Raw genomic sequence first — 18,073 nt, 5'->3', positions numbered from 1 at the left:
CAACGTCTCAATCAAAAGCTGGCAGTCCGTGGGATGGCGGGGCGGTGTGGGCTGGCAGGACACGCCGTAAACCTGTGGTGGTCAAGCTTTTCTGGACACTCTCAAGGGGTGTTCAGGCTGCCTGCTCTTCGTGGAGGGCAGGCGGCACCAGGCCGTTGGCGGTGTGCAGCCGACGGTGGTTGTACCAGTCTACGAACCGTTCGATATCGGCCACCGCCTCCTGCCGCGCCGGGTACTTGGAGTAGAGCCATTCTCCCTTGAGGGTGGCAAAGGTCCGCTCCACCACGGCGTTGTCCCAGCAGTTGCCCTTACGGCTCATGCTTTGGATGATCCCGTTGTCGCGCAGGATCTCGGCCATAGCATGGCTGGTGTATTGCCGGCCCTGATCGGAGTGAAACAACAGCCCCGTCTTGGGACGGCGCTGCTTCAACGCCCCCTGAAGCGCCCTGACGGCCAGCCACGCGCCCGCTTCGTGGGAATGAGCCCAACCCACCACCCGGCGAGCAAACAGGTCCACGACAATGGCCAAATAGAGCCAGCCCTGCTGGGTCGGGATGTAGGTGATATCGCCTGCCCAAACCCGATTGGGCGCTGTCGGGTTGAACTGTCGGTCCAATACATTGGGAACCGTCAAAGCCTGTGGCCCAAGGCTGTGATACTTGTGCCGCCGGTGCTGTCGAGCCCTCACTCCAGCCCTGCGCATCAGCGTCCGAGCACGGTAGCGTCCGACTTCCAGGCCCTTGTTGGCCAATTCCTTGACCATCCTGCGGGACCCATAACTGCCGCGACTGGATTCATGAATGCGACGCACCAGTTCAACCTGGTCCAGAAACTGCTGATCGATCTGAGGTTCCCGGCGCAGCCAAGCGTAGTAGCTGCTGCGGGGATAGCCCATCAACTCGCACAGCAGCCGGATTGGAGCAGCCTTCCCCAATTCTTCGATCACTTGTTCCGGTGATCGCTGTCCCGAATGAAGAAGGCGATGGATTTTTTTAGGAGATCCCGCTCCTCCTTGAGCCGGCGGTTCTGGGCTTCCAGTTCGGCGATTCTGACCTGGGGGTCTGGCGGAGGAGCCTGGGCCTGAGGCTCATGTTTGCGGCGCCACTGCTCAATCCAGCGCCTCAATGCCGTGGGACCGACATCCATCAGTTGGCAAACGTCCCTGACGGTCTGCCCCTCCACAACGACAAGGCGAACGGCCTCGTCTCTCATGCCCTGCGTGATCTGATTTGCCATGGGTTGCCTCGATTCTCGAAATTGATCCCTATCGAGTGTCCAGGTTGATTAGACCACCACAACCCGTTCATGGGGGCTCGATGGCGCCATCCATGGCGCCAACGGTCCTGCCAGCCCACATCGCCCCACCACTGACAGTTGGTCGCTGCAGTTGGTGGGTGCCGACCGTTGGTCGGCACGCTTTGCTGTTGGTAGGTGTCGACCTTGGTCGACACGCTTTCCCAAGGGTCAGAAGGGGTTCATCACCACGCGCTGAATGCGCGGCCTGGACGGGTAGACTGTGGCTCTTGCTCAGATGAAGACCGGTTGCCCGATGTCCGCCAAACTCCGCTGGTTGCCCCTATTGTGCCTGGCCCTGGCGGGCTGCAGTCAGTTGGAGAATCCGGGCAATGTGACCGCTGCCGACAAGGCGGCGCGGGCACCGGCCAGCGATGGCGAAAACATGGTGTCGATCAATGCGGCCGACGCGCCACCACCGCCAGCGCCGCCGCGCAGCCGGGCGGATCGGCCATGGCCGCAGGCGCAGCTGGAGAATGGCCGCGCCTGGGTCAGCTGCAGCACGGAATATGCTGGCGATGCCGGCGACGGCGTCGAGCTGGAAGGCCTGCAGCGCGAGCAGATCACCCAGGCCCTGGCGCCGTGCGCCGAGCGGGGGCTGATGCGCGTGCGTTACGCCGGCAAGATCAACCCGGGCTTCGCCGAGATGATGTGGCGACTGGCGGTGGTCGCTGACGAGCAGAAGATCCACAAGCGCATCCTCGATCTGGACTCCAGCGGCGGCCAGGTGGAGTCGGCGATCGTCGCCGGTGACAGCATCGGTGAATCGGGCTGGACCATCTGGGTGCGCGAAGGCTCGATCTGCCACAGCGCCTGCGTGTTCGTACTGGCCGCCGGTGACAACCGCCTGCTGTCGGGCAAGGTCGGCATCCACCGCATGATGCGCATCAGCTCCAAGGCCACCTCGCGCGCCGAGCTCAACCGCGAACTGCACGAGGTCTACGACAACGTGAAGGATTACCTGCAGCGCAATGGCGTGGCGGTGGGCGTGGCCGATCTGATGATGACCGTGCCCAACCGCAGCCTGCGCCTGCTGACGCCGGATGAGCTGCGCCAGTACGGCCTGGACGGCACCAACGCGGTGCAGGACGACCTGGAGCGGATCAAGCAGATGCGCGCCTGCGGCGATGATTTCGTGCAGCGCAAGGACGCGTTCCTGATCGCCTTCGACCAGCAGTGCAAGCGCGAAGGCGCCGACATGGAATCGATCAACAGCTGTGGCCAGGCCCTGAAGCAGCGCTTCGGCTTCCCGGATGCGGTATGCCCGGAAGAGAGCCCGCTGTCTGAAATCGATGTGGCGACGCTGCCACCGGCACCGTCCGAGCCGCCGCCGGTGGCCGAACAGGCCCCGGCCGCAACCGGCACGCCGGCCGCGCAGGCCGACGCCGCAGTGGTGGAAGGCAGCGCCCACGCACGCTGACGAATGGCTCACCGCGCTGGCGTAGACTGCGGTTCTTTCCCGAGAACCGGCGGTGTCCATGAAGCGCGTGCTCCTGCTGCTGTCCCTGCTGCCCCTGACCGTGTTGGCGCAGACGCCTGCGCCGGCCACGCCTGCACCGGCTCCGGCACGCCCGGCCCCTGCCTCGCCAGCGGCCGCGAAGCCCGCTACCGCCGGTTCCCCTGCGTTGACCGCTGCACAGCAGGCGCAGGTGCAGAAACAGGACGCGGAAATGGGCGCCGCCGCGGTGAAGGCAGCGCAGCTGGTCGATGCCAACCGCGCCGGCGAATTGTGGGATGGCGCCTCCGCCGTCGCGCGCCGTGCAGTACCGAAGGCCGCCTTCGTCAGTCAGCTGACCACCGAACGCACGCGCTTGGGGGCGCTGGCCGGGCGTGGCCAGCCGACCATCACCCGGGTCAAGTACAGCGCCGGTGCCGCAGTACCGGAGGGGCTGTACATCAACGTCAGCTTCCCGACCCGTTTCGCCAACAGCGCGCAGCCGGTACGTGAGCTGGTCTCGTTCCGCTTCGACGAGGACCAGGTGTGGCGCCTGGCCGGATACAGCCTGCGTGCATCGGCACCCTGAGGGTCGTTAGCAGGTAATTCATTGGCGGAGCCATTTGCAGAGATGCTTGGAAAAACAACGATGCAATATCATCTGACCGAGGGTCAGCTTAATAGTCCGGCTGCCGCTTTGGCTGTCGCTGGTCTGTCAACGCGCGTGGGATTTGCGCTCCCTGAAAGTTACATTGAATTCTTCAAGGCCCACGATGGCGGTGAGGGATTCATTGGTGACAACTACATTATTTTCTGGAAAGTCGAAGAGGTGGTCGATTTCAATCGTGAATATGAGGTCGAGACATATGCTCCGGGAATATTCCTGTTCGCCTCCAATGGCGGAGGTGAGGGGTATGGGTTTGACACATTTGATGTGGCAATGCCGGTGGTTCGGGTTCCCTTCATAGGTATGGATCGTCAGTATGCGATCTCGGTAGCGCGGGACATTCCCGATCTGTTTGCTCAGCTGGCAGAACAGGATGATTGACCTGGATAAGCATTCGCGTCCCAGGGGCATGGAGTTGTTCGAGATCAAGCCCGTTATCGTTGGCGGTGATCCGTTCTGTCCAGAGAATAAAACGTGGTTGACGAGACAGCAGCACTTTGAAGCTGTGCGGTACTGGAACCGAATTATCAGCAGTCTGCGTAATGAATCGAAGTAATTAAGGGTCCTCCGATCAACCTGTCGTCCCGTGGATGAGAAAATGGCAACTGAACTGACAATGCTGGCCTGGTCGATCGTGCTCGGCTTCGTCTACATCTTCGCCACCTCCACGGTGGTCACCCGCGAGCGGGGGATGAAGTGGAATGCCTCGGCACGCGATGGCGATGCAAAGCCGGTCAGCGCGCTGGCCGGTCGCCTGCAGCGTGCGCAGGCCAACTTCCTGGAGACGTTCCCGTTCTTCGCCGCCGCCGCCATCGCAGTGGTCGTGGCCGGGCGCGGCAACGACACCACGGCGCTGGCCGCGCAGGCCTACTTCTGGGCGCGCGTGGCCTACCTGCCGCTGTATGCCGCGGGCGTGCCCTACGTGCGCAGCCTGGTCTGGGCGGTGTCGCTGCTGTCGATCCTGGCGCTGGTGTTCGCGTTGTTGTGACCCGGGCCTGATCCAGATCAAGGCCGGTCAGGTGCGTGGCGCTATGCTGCCCGGACTGGATCATTGGCGGGAGGCGCGCATGCGCAGGATGGACGTGGTGGTGGTCGGCGCCGGACCGGCAGGTCTGTGCTTCGCGCGCGCGCTGGCCGGCAGCGGCCTGCAGGTCGGGCTGGTTGAAGTGCAGCCGCGCCAGGCCCTGGCAGAGGCCGCCTTCGATGGGCGCGAGATCGCGTTGACCCATGCCTCACGACAGAGCATGGAACAGCTGGGGTTGTGGCAGCGCCTGCCGCACGCCGGAATCGCTGAACTGCGCGATGCCAAGGTGATGAACGGCGGCTCGCCGTTCGCGCTGACCTTCGCCAGCAGCCAGGTCGATGGCCAGCCGCTGGGTTGGCTGGTGCCCAACCATCTGATCCGCCGCGCTGCGTGGGATGCCGTGCAGGGCCAGGACGGCCTGGAACTGTTCGACGGGCGCAAGGTGCTGGGCGTGCAGGTCGATGCGCAGGGGCACGTGGTCAAACTCGATGACGGCAGCGAACTTCATGCGCGGCTGCTGGTCGCCGCCGACAGCCGCTTCTCCGCCACCCGCCGCATGCTCGGCATCGGTGCGCAGATGCGCGACTTCGGCAAGTCGATGCTGGTGTGCCGCATGCAGGTCGAGCGCGACCATCACCACACCGCGTGGGAGTGGTTCGGCTACGGCCGCACCATGGCGCTGCTGCCGCTCAACGAGGGCCAGGCGTCGGCGGTGATCACGCTGCCACCGCGGCAGATCGAAGAGCTGCTGGCGATGGACGAGGTGGCCTTCGGTGAGGCCATCAGCGGTTGCTTTGAGCACCGCCTGGGCCGGATGCAGCCGGTGGCCACGCCGCAGGCGTATCCGCTGGTGGGTGTGTACGCGCACCGTTTTGTCGGCGAGCGTTCGGCGCTGATCGGTGATGCCGCAGTGGGCATGCACCCGGTCACCGCGCATGGCTTCAATCTGGGACTGGCCAGCGCACAGCGGCTGGCGCAGGCCATCGTCGAGCAGCAGCGTCGCGGTGCCGACATTGCGGCAGCCGGCATGCTGGCCAGCTACCAGCGCGGTCATCGGCTGGCGTCGCGGCCGCTGTACGAAGCCACCAATGCGATCGCCAGCCTGTACACCGACGATCGCCGTCCGGCGCGCCTGCTGCGGGCGGCGGGCCTGCGCCTGGCGCAGGGCGTGGCACCGTTCAGGCAGCTGATTGCCTCGCACCTGACACAGCGCGTGGCCTGAACAGGTTCAGATCAGCCGGCGGCCAGCACGCGGATCTGGCTGTCGGCGAATTCAACCACCTGGCCTGCGCGGATCTTGCAGGCCTTGCGCAGTTCGACTTCGCCGTCCACCAGCACCTGGCCCTCGCTGATGACCATCTTGGCTTCGCCGCCACTGGTGACCAGGTCGGCCAGCTTGAGCAGCTGCTTGAGTTCGACGTAGTCACCGTCGAGGTCGAATTCGAGAATCTGCATGGGGCGGGGTTCCTGGGAAGAGGGCGCAGGCCAGCGGCCGGGCCGGAAAGAGGGCGCGTATTGTGCGCCAGCACGGGGCAGGACGGCACGCGCATGGAAAGCTGTATGCGTTGTTCAGGATCAATGCGGTATCATTCCGCTCTGAGCGAGTGAAATCTCCTCCGACCGAGCAGCGCCAGGGCACGCGATAAGAAGGGCGCCCAAAGCGCGGACCATCCCTTTTTTATCGCACTGCCAGGAAGACGGCAGTGCCTTCGGAGTTCCCCATGTCCCAAGATTCCCAAGCGCCGCTGCAGTTTGCGCAGCTCGGCCTGTCCGAGCCTGTGATGCAGGCGGTCACCGCCATCGGCTACGAAACCCCGTCGCCGATCCAGGCCGCCACCATCCCGGCGATGCTGGAAGGCCGCGACGTGCTGGGCCAGGCCCAGACCGGTACCGGCAAGACCGCTGCCTTTGCACTGCCGGTACTGTCCAACATCGACCTGCAGCAGATCAAGCCCCAGGCCCTGATCCTGGCGCCGACCCGCGAACTGGCCATCCAGGTCGCCGAGGCGTTCCAGTCCTATTCGTCGAAGATTCCGGGCTTCCGCGTGCTGCCGGTGTACGGCGGCCAGCCGTACGGCCAGCAGCTGTCGGCGCTGCGCCGTGGCGTGCATATCGTGGTCGGTACCCCCGGCCGCGTGATCGACCACCTGGACCGCAGCACCCTGGACCTGTCCGAGCTGAAGACCCTGGTGCTGGACGAAGCCGATGAAATGCTGCGCATGGGCTTCATCGACGACGTCGAAGCCGTGCTGAAGAAGCTGCCGGAGCAGCGCCAGGTGGCCCTGTTCTCGGCCACCATGCCGCCGCAGATCCGCCGCATCGCGCAGACCTACCTGCAGGACCCGGTGGAAGTGACCATCGCGGCCAAGACCACCACCTCGGCCAACATCCGCCAGCGCTACTGGTGGGTGAGCGGCATGCACAAGCTGGACGCACTGACCCGCATCCTGGAAGTCGAGCCGTTCGATGCGATGATCATCTTCGCGCGCACCAAGGCCGGCACCGAAGAACTGGCCAGCAAGCTGCAGGCCCGTGGCCTGGCCGCTGCCGCCATCAACGGTGACATGCAGCAGGCCCAGCGTGAGCGCACCATCGCCATGCTGAAGGAAGGCAAGCTGGACATCCTGGTCGCCACCGACGTGGCTGCCCGCGGCCTGGACGTGGAGCGCATCAGCCACGTGCTGAACTACGACATCCCGTACGACACCGAAAGCTACGTGCACCGCATCGGCCGTACCGGCCGTGCCGGCCGCAGCGGCGAGGCGATCCTGTTCGCCACCCCGCGCGAGAAGGGCATGCTGCGCCAGATCGAGCGCGCCACCCGCCAGCCGATCGAAGAGATGCAGCTGCCGAGCGTGGAAGCGGTCAACGACACCCGCATCAACAAGTTCACCTCGCGCATCAGCGAAACCCTCGGTGCCGGCGGCCTGGATTTCTACCGCCAGCTGCTGGAGCGCTTCGAGAACGAGCAGAACGTGCCGGCCATCGAAGTGGCCGCCGCGCTGGCCAAGATGCTGCAGGGTGACACCCCGTTCCTGCTGCAGCCGCCGGTTCGTGCGCCGCGTGAAGAGCGTGCGCCGCGTGAGCGTTTCGACCGTGGCGACCGTCCGGAGCGAGGCGATCGCTTCGACCGCAACGAGCGTGGTCCGCGCTTCGAGCGTGGCCCGCGTCGCGACGACGCCGAAGGTGGTTTCGAGCAGCGTCCGCGCCGCGAGGTTCCGCCGCGTGGTGCGCCGGAGCAGGGCATGGAGACCTACCGCATTTCGGTCGGCCACCAGCACGGCGTGAAGCCGGCCAACATCGTCGGCGCCATCGCCAACGAAGCCGGCCTGGAAAGCCGCTTCATCGGCCGCATCGACATCCACGATGACTTCTCGCTGCTGGACCTGCCGGCACAGATGCCGCCGGACGTGCTGTCGCACCTGCAGAAGGTCTGGGTGTCGGGCCAGCAGCTGCAGATGCGTGCGCTGGCTCCGGGTGAAGACACCAACCCGGCCCCGCGTCCGTTCAAGCCGCGCTTCGACAAGCGTGGTCCGGGCGGCCCGGGTGGCCCGCGTCGCGGTGGCCCGGGCGGTCCGGGTGGCCACGGTGGCGACCGCGGCGGTGACCGCGACAGCCGCCCGCCGCGTCGTGACGGCTTCAAGCCGCGCGGCCCGCGCAGCTACTGAGCGGCAACGTAGCCATGACAACGCCAGCCTTCGGGCTGGCGTTGTCCGTTCCAGGGCCGGAAAAGGGGACGGAGGGGATTAAGTCGTATATGGCAGGCCACGTGCTTATGCCGAAAACGACTTAATCCCCTCCGTCCCCTTTTTCGCATGGTCAACACATTGCCGGTCCTAGGCTGAGCCGGTTCCAAAGGAGGTTGTCACCGCAGCACATTCGGGGGGATCCGGGATGGGTAGGAGTGGCACGGACCAACAGAGCCGGCGGGTACCGATGACCCGCGGCCTGGGACTGCGATTTGCGTTGTTGACGGGCATGGCGATTGGATTGGTCGCACTGTCGGCCTTGATCCAGGAACTGCAGGCGGCCTCCACCGCCTGGATCGCCGGCCAGGGCTACTGGTCGCGTGGTCAGCAGGATGCGACCGCCGCACTCAGCCGCTATCTGGCGCGGGGGGATGCGCAGGACCTGGACGACGCACGCCAGGCCCTGCAGGTGCCGTTGGGCGATCTGCAGGCGCGGTTGGCGCTGGAACAGGCCGAGCCGGACGAAGCCAAAGCCAGGCAGGGTTTCCTGCAGGGCGGCAACGCGCGCGCCGATATCCCGCGCCTGGTGTTCTCGTTCCGCTATGCGCGCGATATCGGTGCCTTCCGCGAAGCAACCGCGCTGTGGCGGAAGACCGACGGCGACCTGATGGCGGTGCAGCGCCTGATCGATGAGTTGCAGCTGCGGCACGACAGTGGCCCGGTGCCGACCGCCGCGCGTGACCGCTACCTGCAGCAACTGGGTGACCTTGATCGGCGGATGCAGGTGCAGAGCCAGGCGTTCTCGCAGGCGCTGCTGCGGATGGCGACGCTGGTGAGGCTGGCAACGTTGATGGTTGCGGGCCTGTCGGTGCTGGCGATCAGCCTGATGGCGGTTGCGCTGGCGCGTCGCGTCGGCAAGGACCTGACCGAACACGAGAGCCGTTTCCGCGCTGCGTTCTACCAGGCCAACGTCGGCATGCTCAAGCTCGATACCGAAGGCAAGGTGGTCGAGGCCAACCAGGCGATGGCCGATATCCTCGATCACCGCCGTGACATGCTGCTGCAGCTGTCACTGGGTGACCTGCTGATGGACGGCGAACTGGTCATCGATGGGGTGGGGCGCATCGATTGGGACCGCCAGCTGCGGCCGAGCGAACTGCGCTTCCGCCGTCGCGATGGCAGCCTGGTCTGGGGCCGCTGGAGTGGCACCGGTGTGCGCAGTACCGGCGGTGGCCTGTCGGTGTTCGCGATCATCGAAGACGTCAGCCAGAACCATGCACTGGCGCGCGAGATCGAGCACCACGCCAGCCATGATCCGCTGACCGGCCTGATCAACCGCCGCGAGATCGAGCGGCTGCTGGAGCGCGCGCTGCTGCAGGTGCGCAGCGAGGGCGGCACGCACGCGCTGTGCTACATCAACCTGGACCATTTCAAGCTGGTCAACGACAGCTTCGGCCACGCCGCCGGCGACCAGATGCTGCGCAGCTTCGCCGACTACCTGGTGGCGGCGGTGCGCGATGGCGACTGGGTGGGCCGGTTGGGCGCGGACGAGTTCGCGGTGTTCCTTGCCCATGCCGGGCAGGACGAAGCCAAGCGCGTGCTGCAGCGGGTGATCCGCAACCTGGGCCAGGCGACGTTCCCGGTCAGCGAGGGCAGCCCGCAGCTGAGCTGCAGCATCGGCGTGGTCGAGGTCAGCGCCGAGGCACCGGATGTGAACTGGCTGATGAGCGCCGCCGACAGCGCGTGCTATGCGGCCAAGCAGGCCGGCCGCAACCGCGTGCACTGCTTCAACGAGAACCGCATGGCGCTGGAGGAACGGCGCCTGGAGGCCGAACGCCTGCAGGGCGTCAGCCTGGCCATGGCCGAGAACCGCATGGTGCTGTATGCGCAGCGCATCGCCCGCGTCGGCGATCCCACGTACCTGCACTATGAGGTGCTGGTGCGCATGCGTGGCAGCGATGGCAGCCTGCACCTGCCGGGCCAGTTCATGCCGGCGGTGGAGCGCTATGGCATGGCCGTGGCGCTGGACCGGCACGTGCTCGGCCTGCTGTTCCGGCATCTGCAGGTGTGCCCGGCACACGTCCGGCAGCTGGGCCTGTGCAACGTCAACGTTTCGGCGCAGTCGATCGCCGAGCCGGGTTTCCTCGCCTTCGTCTGCGACCTGCTGGAGCGCAACCGCGCAGTGGCCTCCAAGCTGTGCTTCGAAATCACCGAGACCGCCGCGATCAGCAACCTCAGCCAGGCGCGCGCCTTCATCGATGCGGTGAAGGCGCGTGGCTGCCGGATGGCGTTGGACGATTTCGGCTCCGGCCTGTCCTCGTTCGGCTACCTGCGCCAGCTGCCGGCCGACATCCTGAAGATCGACGGGGCCTTCGTGCGTGACATGGATACCGATCCGGTCAGCCACGCCACCGTGCGCGCGATCAGTGAACTGGGGCGCGAGCTGCAGATGGAGGTGGTGGCCGAATGGGTGGAGACTGCCGAGGTCGCCGCCGCGCTGACCCGGCTCGGGGTGCAGGGCCTGCAGGGCTATGCGGTCGAGCGGCCGCAGCCGCTGGAGCGGATGACCCTGAGTGACCTGAGGCCGGTGCGCCTGGTGGCGGTGAAGGGGCCTCCCGCCGCAGGCTGAACGCCCGTCGGCGACTTTGGTCTACACGTGCGCCGCCGCCGCGGCTGCGATAATGCCCGGCAGGGGCGACGCGCAGTGGGCGCGGGCGTAAGCAGGAACAGGGCGTGGCGTGGTCGGCAGGCAGTGGCAGTACGGAACAGGGGTGGTGCTGGTCATGCTGCTGGTGTGGTTGGCAACGCCGTGGCCGCTGTCGGCGGCGGTAGCCGAAGCCGGGCGTGATTACCTGCTGGTCGGTGCGGCCACCGATGAACCCACCCCGCATCGCGCTTGCACGCCGGAGATGCTGGCGGGGCCACGGCAACAGGTGCAGGTGTCCGCGCCAGCGGGCGGCTGGTCGGGCCAGCCGCAGGCCCTGGACGTGTTCAATGTGTTTGCCGGCGAAGTCCGCGTGCAGCACGGTGATCGCGAAATCTGCGGCAACATGCACGATGCCCGTACCCGTGATTCCCGGTTCCGCGCAGGCATCGGCCTGGTCGCGGTGCCGCCGGCGGGCAGCCATGAACCGTTCCTGGTGTCATGGCAGACGCCGCTGAAGGCGCGCTGGGTACCGACCCTGCGGCTGGGGGCGCCCAGTCCCGTGCAGCAGAACGATACCGCCCGCCTGCTGGTGCGCGCGGCCTGCATCGCCGTGGCGATCGCGCTGGCGTTGTCGGCCCTGATGGCCTTCCTCACCACCCGCGACCGCAGCTTCCTGGTCTACATCGCCGGTACCACCGTGCTGGTGCTGTGGCAGGCCATCCTCGGTGGCCTCAGCGGCTACCCGGAGCCGTGGCTGCCGGTGGGCGAGCGCGGTGCCTGGTGGCTGCTGTCGTTGACCGCGGCGTCGCAGGCATTGGTGCTGCCGGCGCTGTGGCGTCTGAACGGCGGCGACCGCCTGCTGCCGCGATCGCGCCCGGTGCAGCTGCTGGTGCTGTGGGGACTGCTGGCGCTGGCCGCATGGGTGCCCTGGCTGCAGTGGAACAGCCTGGCCTGGGTGGCGCAGGGCCTGCAGGTGTCCTACCTGCTGGGTTGTGGCCTGGCCTTGATGGTCGGGGTATGGGCACGGCTGCGCGGTGACCGCTGGGCGCAGGCGGGGCTGGCAGCGCTGGCACCGATGCTGGTGCTGATCCTGGCCGATGCCTGCCGCGCTGCGTGGTTGCTGGAATACCGCGTGGAAGCACTGCAGCTTTCGGTGACCTGGCTGTTGATGATGGCCGCCTATGCGCTGAACCAGCGGCTGGGACGCCTGCGCCAGCAGCGCGATGAACTGCGCCAGCTGGCCGAAACCGATGGCCTGACCGGGCTGCCCAACCGCAGTGCCGGTCTGCAGCAGCTGGCCCGGCATCTGGAACGGGTCGATCGCGAGCGCGGCCCGCTGGTGATCGGCTTCCTCGACATCGACCTGTTCAAGGACATCAATGACCGCCATGGCCACGCCGTGGGCGACCAGGTGCTGGTGGCGGTGGCTCGTGCATTGCGCGCCGCGGTCCGCAGCCAGGACCAGGTGGTGCGGATGGGTGGCGAGGAGTTCCTGCTGCTGATGCCGGGCATGCCGCGCGAGGCGGCGTCGGCACGCCTGGATCGCCTGCGCCAGCACATCACCGAAGCGGGCCGGGTGCTGCAGGTGCCCGGCCTGGAGGTGACCGCCAGCATCGGCCTGGCGCAGTGGCGGCCGGGCGAGGACGACCTGGCTGCGCTGTTGCGCCGGGCCGACCACGCCATGTACGTGGCCAAGCGTGCCGGCCGCAACCGGGTATTCGACGGCGAAGAGCTCGATCCCCCCGGCCTGGCATGAAGCGCTGCGGGCGGCGATGCCGGATAATAGGGCGATGACCACCCGACTCAACAAACATATCGCCGACACCGGCTTCTGCTCCCGCCGCGAGGCCGATCGCCTGATCGCCGCCCGCCGGGTCACCGTCAACGGCCACCCGGCCGGCACTGGCGCGGTGGTGGGCGAGGAAGACCAGGTGCTGGTCGACGGCCAGCCGCTGCGCGCGCGCGTGGCCCGCAAGCCCGGTGCCCGCCGCCACGTCTACATCGCGCTGAACAAGCCGGTCGGCGTCACCTGCACGACCGAGACCTCGGTCAAGGGCAACATCGTCGACTTCGTCGGCCATGAACAGCGCATCTTCCCGATCGGGCGCCTGGACAAGGAGTCCGAAGGCCTGATCCTGATGACCAGCAACGGCGACATCGTCAACCAGATCCTGCGTGCCGAGAACGGCCACCAGAAGGAGTACCTGGTGGCGGTGAACAAGCCGGTCACCGACGAGTTCCTGCGTGGCATGGCCCGTGGCGTCCGCATCCACGACCAGATGACGCTGCCGTGCAAGACCTCGCGCATCGCCAAGTTCGGTTTCCGCATCACCCTGCAGCAGGGCCTGAACCGGCAGATCCGCCTGATGGCGGCCGAGTTCGGCTATCGGGTGACCCAGCTGCGCCGCGTGCGCATCGACAACATCAAGATCGGTGCGTTGAAGCCGGGCCAGTGGCGCAACCTGACCGAGCAGGAGCTGCAGGGCCTGCTGCCGAAGCAGCTGGACTGGTAAGGGCCGGCCGCCAGCCGGCTGCAATGGGCGTGCGATGGACCCGGGATGCCGGCCAGCGGCCGGCACTACCCGTTGTGCGGATTGCGCGCCGGCATCAGCTAGACTTCGCGGTGACCTGCCGGAACGTGACGCTGCATGATCAAGCCCGACAAGCCTGCCAATGAAGCCCTTCGGCTTGAGGCGCTGTACCGCTACCGGATCCTCGATTCGGAGCGTGAAAAATCCTTCGACGACCTGGTGGTGATCGCCAAGGCGGTCTGCGGCACCTCGATGGCGGCGGTGACCCTGATCGATGTCGAGCGGCAATGGTTCAAGTCGATCCAGGGCATCGATGCGGCGGAAAACCTGCGCAGCGAATCGATGTGCGGCCACGCGATCCTGCAACCGCAGCAGATCATGGTGGTCGAGGATGCACTGCAGGACATCCGCTTCCACGACAACCCGGTGGTGGCGGGTGACCCGCACATCCGCTTCTATGCGGGCGCGCCACTGATCAGCTCAGATGGCCTGCCCCTGGGCACGCTGTGCGTATTCGATGCGCAGCCACAGCACCTGGCCAGCGACAAGGCTGAAGCGCTGGCGGCGCTGTCGCGGCAGGTGATGCTGGTGATGGAGCTGCGCCGCTTCGCGCTCGACATCCAGAAGCACATGCTGGAGCGTGATGACTACGAGCGCCTGCTGTCGGAGTACCAGGACGTGCTGCTGGCGCAGAATGCCGACCTGGCCGAGCAGAGCCGCACCGATGCGTTGACCGGCCTGCCGAACCGCCGTGCGATGGCGGCAGCGCTGGAAGAGGCGGTGGCGGTGAACGGAGACCAGCCCGGTGTGGCCTGCGTCGCACTGCTGGACATCGACCATTTCAAGCACATCAACGATTTCCAGGGCCACGCCACCGGCGACCGCGTGCTGGCCGAACTGGGCGTGCTGCTGCGTTCCCATTTCGCCGGTCGCGGCATGGCCGCGCGCTATGGTGGCGAGGAATTCGTGGCGGTGATGCCGGCTACCGACCTGCGCACCGCCGAACTGCAGTGCGAGTTCCTGCGCCTGGCGGTGGCTGACCTGCCGCTGGGATTCCCGGTCACGATCAGTATTGGTGTGGCCCAGCACCAGCCTGGTGAAAGCGTGGATGACACGCTGGCACGTGCCGACAAGGCGCTGTACCGGGCCAAGGGCAATGGCCGCAACCGGGTGGAACGGGCGGGCTGAAGCACCCCCAGGTAGATCCACGCCATGCGTGGATGCTGTTTCCGATTCACATTGCGTCGCAGTTCCTGCGATCAGAACCGGGCAGCATGACCTCTCTGTTTCCCCGGATGCCAACCATGCTGCAGACCCTGGCCATCGCCCACTATCGCTCGCTGCACGGGCTGGTACTGCCGCTGCAGCAGTTGAATGTGGTGACCGGTGACAACGGCAGTGGCAAGTCCAGCCTGTACCGCGCGCTGCGCCTGCTGGCGGAGACCGCGCAGGGCGGCGTCGCGGCGGTGCTGGCCCGCGAAGGCGGGCTGGGTTCGGCGCTGTGGGCGGGCCCGGAAAAAATGGACCGTCGGGTTGCTGCCGGCGAGATCCCCCTGCAGGGCGGCCCACGCCAGGAATCGGTGGGATTGAAGCTGGGCTTCACCACTGACGAATTCGGCTACGCCATCGATCTGGGCTACCCGCCGCCCAGTCGATCGGCCTTCGCATTGGACCCGCAGATCAAGGCCGAAGCGATCTGGGCGGGCCCGTTCCTGCGCAGCGCCAACCTGCTGGTCGACCGCCGTGGGGCGATGGTGCGGCAACGCCATGCGCGCGGCTGGGATCTTGTGGATGACCGGTTGTCGCTGTTCGACAGCCTGTTCACCCAGGTCGGCGATCCGCAGCGCATGCCGGAAACCATCGCCCTGCGCGAGTACATCCGCCGTTGGCGCTTCTACGATCATTTCCGCAGCGATGCCGATGCGCCGGCGCGGCAGCCGGCGATGGCCACGCGCACGCCGGTGCTGCATCACGATGGCCGTGATCTGGCCGCGGCCTGGGTCACCATCCTCGAGATCGGTGACCCGGTTGCGTTGGCACGCAGCGTCGACGATGCGTTCCCGGGCGCCTCGGTCGGCTTCGAGGAACTGGATGGCCGGTTGGCGCTGCGTTTCCACCAGCCCGGGCTGCTGCGGCCCTTGTCGATGGCCGAACTGTCCGACGGCACGTTGCGCTTCCTGCTGCTTGCCGCAGCGCTGCACACGCCGCGTCCGCCGCCGCTGCTGGTGCTCAACGAGCCGGAGACCAGCCTGCACCCGGACCTGTTGCCGGCGCTGGCACGGCTGATCATCGCGGCCAGTGCGCGCAGCCAGGTCTGGGTGGTGTCACACGCCAGCCGCCTGATCGCAGCACTGGAGCAGGCGCCCGGGTGCCATTCGCTGCACCTGCACAAGGAGCAGGGCCGCACGTTGCTGAGCGGGCAGGGCCTGCTGGATGCCCCAGCATGGCACTGGCCGCAGCGTTGATACGGCCATCCACGCCCGGTAGATCCACGCCATGCGTGGATGCACTCAATCGGCGATGTTGCGCGCCTCGGCCGTACCGAGGATCTCCGGGTGCTGCACCGGCTTGCGGCGGTTCAGCAGCGGATGCAGGAACACGGCGCCGACGATGATCGCCACGCCCAGGTAGAACCACGGGGTGACTTCGTGCTGCTCGCGCAGCAGCACCACCGCCAGCAGCACCGCATAGACCGGCTCCAGGTTGGTCACCAGCTGCACCGTGTAGGCGCTCAGGTGGCGCAGTGCGACCAGGGCCAAGGCGAACGGCAGCAGCGTGCAGAACCCGGCCAGCACCAGCAGCAGGATGCCGTCGTGCAGGTCCGGAACTACCCACAGCGGGCTGGCCAGCGCAGGCAGCAGGTAGGGCATCAGCGGCGCCAGCAGGGTCAGGGTGAGGGTGCCCGCACCCAGCTCCAGCGCGGTGACCGTGAGCGGATCGGCGTGGCTGACCATGCGCTTGTTGAGTGAGCCGAACACCGCTACCAGCAATGCCGAGATCGCGCCGATCAACACGCCCAGGCGCATGCCATCGGGCACGCCACCGACCACCAGTGCCACGCCCGGCAGAACGGCCAGGCCGAAGGCGAGTTCACGCAGCTGGAATGGCCGCTTGGCCACCCAGGGTTCGATGATCGAGGTGAACACCGGCGCCAGCGCGATGCAGGTGGCGGCCACCGAGGCATTGGCCAGCTTCACCGCACCGTAGAACGTCAGCCAGTGCAGGGCGACCAGGGCGCCGATGCCGGCATAACCGGCCACCAGCCGCAGCGGCAGCGTACGCAGTCCGCGCCAGACCCGCGGCAGCAGGGCCAGCATCGCCGTCACCAGCAGCATGCGCCACCACACCAGCGGCAGCGCGGGCAGGGTGATCAGCTTGCCGAGGATGGCAGTGACGCCCCACAGCAGGACACAGAAATGGATCTGCCACAGCGCTTTGCGGGTGTCGGGTGTGCTCATCCGCCTATTGTGAGGCAAGGCGATGACCGCAGCGCTATCCGCGTGAGGAATTGCTGGGGGCGTCCACCTGCCGCTGCAGGGCCATCGCCGCCGCCGGGTTGCGCGCCTTGCCTGCGCCGATGCACAGCAGGTAGACCTCGCGCGGGGTTTCCGGAGCCGGCCCGGCCAGGCAGGGCAGGTCATCCACCGGCTCGCCGCGTGACCAGCGCAGGGCACGTTCGGCCCAGCGCTGCTGCAGCGGCGCTGGCAGGCCTTCGTTCAAGCGGGCCTGGCTGCGCTTGATCCGCGCGTAGACGAAGCTGGCACTGACATCACCGTGCAGGGGCGCCTCGTCGCTGTCCTCGATCACCAGCGCCACGCCGTGGCGGCGCGCGGCGGCGACCAGCGCCGGGCCATGTGCCCCGGCGTTGCGCACCTCCAGCGCGTGTTGCAGCGGTACGCCCTGCAGCTGCTGCGGCAGCTGCGCCATCAGTGCGTCCAATGCCTCGGCGTCGGCCGGATGGCGCGGATCGAACTGCCACAGCAATGGGCCGAGGCGGTCACCGAGCGCGAGTGCCGCCTGCAGGAACGGTGCGGCGGCCTCCACGGTGCTGGACAGGTCGCGGCGCTGCACCAGGTAGCGCGGCGCCTTCATCGAGAAGCGGAAACCGCCGGGTGTCTGTGCAGCCCATTGCGCGCACTGGGCCGCAGTGGGCGTGCGGTAGAACGTGCCGTTGATCTCGATGCAGCGCAGGGCGCGGCTGGCATGGGCCAGTTCCTCGCGCTGCGGCAGGCCTGCTGGATAGAACACACCGCCGCGCCATTCGGGAAACACCCAGCCGCCGATGCCGCAGCGGATGGCCGCCTGGCCGGCAGCTGGGGTCATTGGCCGTGGTCCGCGCGCCACGGATCGTAGCTGCCGAACCACCACAGGTAGCCCTCCGGGTCGGCGCAGGCGTAGCCACGGCCGCCGTAGTCCTGGTCGGCGATGTCGATGACGATGCGCGCGCCGGCAGCCTTGGCCCGGGCATAGTGCGCATCGGCATCGGTGACGATCACGCAGGCGCTCTGGGTCTGGCGTCCGCCGACCTCGTCAGGCATCACGGCATGCTGGTTCCACTCGCTTTCCTTGTTGACCGAACCGAGCATGATCATGCCGTGGCCGAAGGTGAGCTGCGCATGGAAGACCGTATCGCCATCGGCGTAGACGGCCTGGGCATGGAAGCCGAAGGCACGCTGCAGCCAGTCGATGGCGGCCTGCGCGTCGCGGTAGCGCAGGCACGGAATGATGGTGGAGCCGCTGCTGGGTTGGCCGTTCTCGCCCATGACACCCCTCCTATGGCACAGGGC

The 18,073-nt window shown here is 67.1% G+C and carries 16 protein-coding genes; 11 read left to right on the top strand and 5 right to left on the bottom strand.

Annotated features, from left to right (window positions below; translation table 11 throughout):
• Nucleotides 1–112: 112 nt before the first annotated feature.
• A protein-coding gene (locus tag BKE09_RS04570; protein WP_240502874.1) for an IS3 family transposase occupies nucleotides 113–1,236 on the bottom strand; the annotation gives its coding sequence in 2 pieces (ribosomal slippage) (nucleotides 113–996 and nucleotides 996–1,236; 1,125 coding nt in all).
• 313 nt (nucleotides 1,237–1,549) lie between these two features.
• Here BKE09_RS04570 and BKE09_RS04560 point away from each other — a divergent pair.
• From BKE09_RS04560 to ubiM, 5 genes are all read left to right on the top strand, one after another.
• Nucleotides 1,550–2,713 carry a hypothetical protein gene (locus BKE09_RS04560; RefSeq protein ID WP_075676570.1) on the top strand — a complete coding sequence of 388 codons (1,164 nt, stop codon included), beginning with the start codon at nucleotides 1,550–1,552 and terminating at the stop codon, nucleotides 2,711–2,713.
• A gap of 58 nt (nucleotides 2,714–2,771) precedes the next feature.
• Nucleotides 2,772–3,317 (top strand): DUF4019 domain-containing protein, encoded by a 546-nt coding sequence (locus BKE09_RS04555; RefSeq protein ID WP_075674960.1) that lies wholly within the window; start codon nucleotides 2,772–2,774, stop codon nucleotides 3,315–3,317.
• A 60-nt stretch (nucleotides 3,318–3,377) separates the two neighbouring features.
• Nucleotides 3,378–3,776: an SMI1/KNR4 family protein gene (locus BKE09_RS04550; protein WP_075674959.1), complete on the top strand. Its 399-nt coding sequence runs from the start codon at nucleotides 3,378–3,380 to the stop codon at nucleotides 3,774–3,776.
• Nucleotides 3,777–3,993: 217 nt separating this feature from the next.
• Nucleotides 3,994–4,383, top strand: a complete 390-nt coding sequence (locus BKE09_RS04540) for an MAPEG family protein (RefSeq protein ID WP_075674958.1) — start codon at nucleotides 3,994–3,996, stop codon at nucleotides 4,381–4,383.
• A 79-nt stretch (nucleotides 4,384–4,462) separates the two neighbouring features.
• Complete coding sequence (gene ubiM / locus BKE09_RS04535) at nucleotides 4,463–5,641, top strand: 5-demethoxyubiquinol-8 5-hydroxylase UbiM (protein WP_075674957.1); 1,179 nt, start codon at nucleotides 4,463–4,465, stop codon at nucleotides 5,639–5,641.
• A gap of 11 nt (nucleotides 5,642–5,652) precedes the next feature.
• Here ubiM and BKE09_RS04530 read toward each other — a convergent pair whose 3' ends face one another.
• Nucleotides 5,653–5,874 (bottom strand): RNA-binding S4 domain-containing protein, encoded by a 222-nt coding sequence (locus BKE09_RS04530; protein WP_006426190.1) that lies wholly within the window; start codon nucleotides 5,872–5,874, stop codon nucleotides 5,653–5,655.
• A 266-nt stretch (nucleotides 5,875–6,140) separates the two neighbouring features.
• Here BKE09_RS04530 and BKE09_RS04525 point away from each other — a divergent pair, with 266 nt between their 5' ends.
• The 6 genes from BKE09_RS04525 (at nucleotide 6,141) to BKE09_RS04500 (ending at nucleotide 15,751) form a co-directional block, all read left to right on the top strand.
• Nucleotides 6,141–8,087, top strand: a complete 1,947-nt coding sequence (locus BKE09_RS04525; RefSeq protein WP_075674956.1) for a DEAD/DEAH box helicase — start codon at nucleotides 6,141–6,143, stop codon at nucleotides 8,085–8,087.
• A 226-nt stretch (nucleotides 8,088–8,313) separates the two neighbouring features.
• Nucleotides 8,314–10,737, top strand: a complete 2,424-nt coding sequence (locus tag BKE09_RS04520) for an EAL domain-containing protein (protein ID WP_075674955.1) — start codon at nucleotides 8,314–8,316, stop codon at nucleotides 10,735–10,737.
• Between the two features lie 109 nt (nucleotides 10,738–10,846).
• Nucleotides 10,847–12,511: a GGDEF domain-containing protein gene (locus BKE09_RS04515; RefSeq protein ID WP_075674954.1), complete on the top strand. Its 1,665-nt coding sequence runs from the start codon at nucleotides 10,847–10,849 to the stop codon at nucleotides 12,509–12,511.
• 34 nt (nucleotides 12,512–12,545) lie between these two features.
• The gene (locus BKE09_RS04510) at nucleotides 12,546–13,268 is read left to right on the top strand and encodes a pseudouridine synthase (RefSeq protein WP_005408708.1); all 723 of its coding nucleotides are present in this window, start codon (nucleotides 12,546–12,548) and stop codon (nucleotides 13,266–13,268) included.
• A gap of 135 nt (nucleotides 13,269–13,403) precedes the next feature.
• Nucleotides 13,404–14,474 (top strand): sensor domain-containing diguanylate cyclase, encoded by a 1,071-nt coding sequence (locus tag BKE09_RS04505; RefSeq protein WP_075674953.1) that lies wholly within the window; start codon nucleotides 13,404–13,406, stop codon nucleotides 14,472–14,474.
• Nucleotides 14,475–14,590: 116 nt separating this feature from the next.
• Nucleotides 14,591–15,751, top strand: coding sequence for an AAA family ATPase (locus tag BKE09_RS04500; RefSeq protein WP_075674952.1), 1,161 nt, complete (start codon nucleotides 14,591–14,593; stop codon nucleotides 15,749–15,751).
• A 45-nt stretch (nucleotides 15,752–15,796) separates the two neighbouring features.
• On the opposite strand, the gene BKE09_RS04495 is transcribed toward BKE09_RS04500, so the two are convergent.
• The 3 genes from BKE09_RS04495 to BKE09_RS04485 are packed head-to-tail and all read right to left on the bottom strand — an operon-like array spanning nucleotide 15,797 to nucleotide 18,049.
• Complete coding sequence (locus BKE09_RS04495) at nucleotides 15,797–16,744, bottom strand: DMT family transporter (protein ID WP_014036476.1); 948 nt, start codon at nucleotides 16,742–16,744, stop codon at nucleotides 15,797–15,799.
• Nucleotides 16,745–16,778: 34 nt separating this feature from the next.
• Nucleotides 16,779–17,609 (bottom strand): DUF72 domain-containing protein, encoded by an 831-nt coding sequence (locus BKE09_RS04490; RefSeq protein WP_075674951.1) that lies wholly within the window; start codon nucleotides 17,607–17,609, stop codon nucleotides 16,779–16,781.
• Entirely contained in the window at nucleotides 17,606–18,049 is a 444-nt protein-coding gene (locus BKE09_RS04485; RefSeq protein ID WP_049446290.1) for a VOC family protein, read from the bottom strand. Before BKE09_RS04485 ends, BKE09_RS04490 begins: the two co-directional genes overlap by 4 nt.
• Nucleotides 18,050–18,073 lie beyond the last annotated feature (24 nt).

The sequence above is a fragment of the Stenotrophomonas sp. TD3 genome, assembly GCF_001939825.1.
GTDB lineage: Bacteria > Pseudomonadota > Gammaproteobacteria > Xanthomonadales > Xanthomonadaceae > Stenotrophomonas.
The sequence above is the reverse complement of the archived record's forward strand: the minus strand, read 5'-3'. Positions and strand labels throughout refer to the sequence as shown.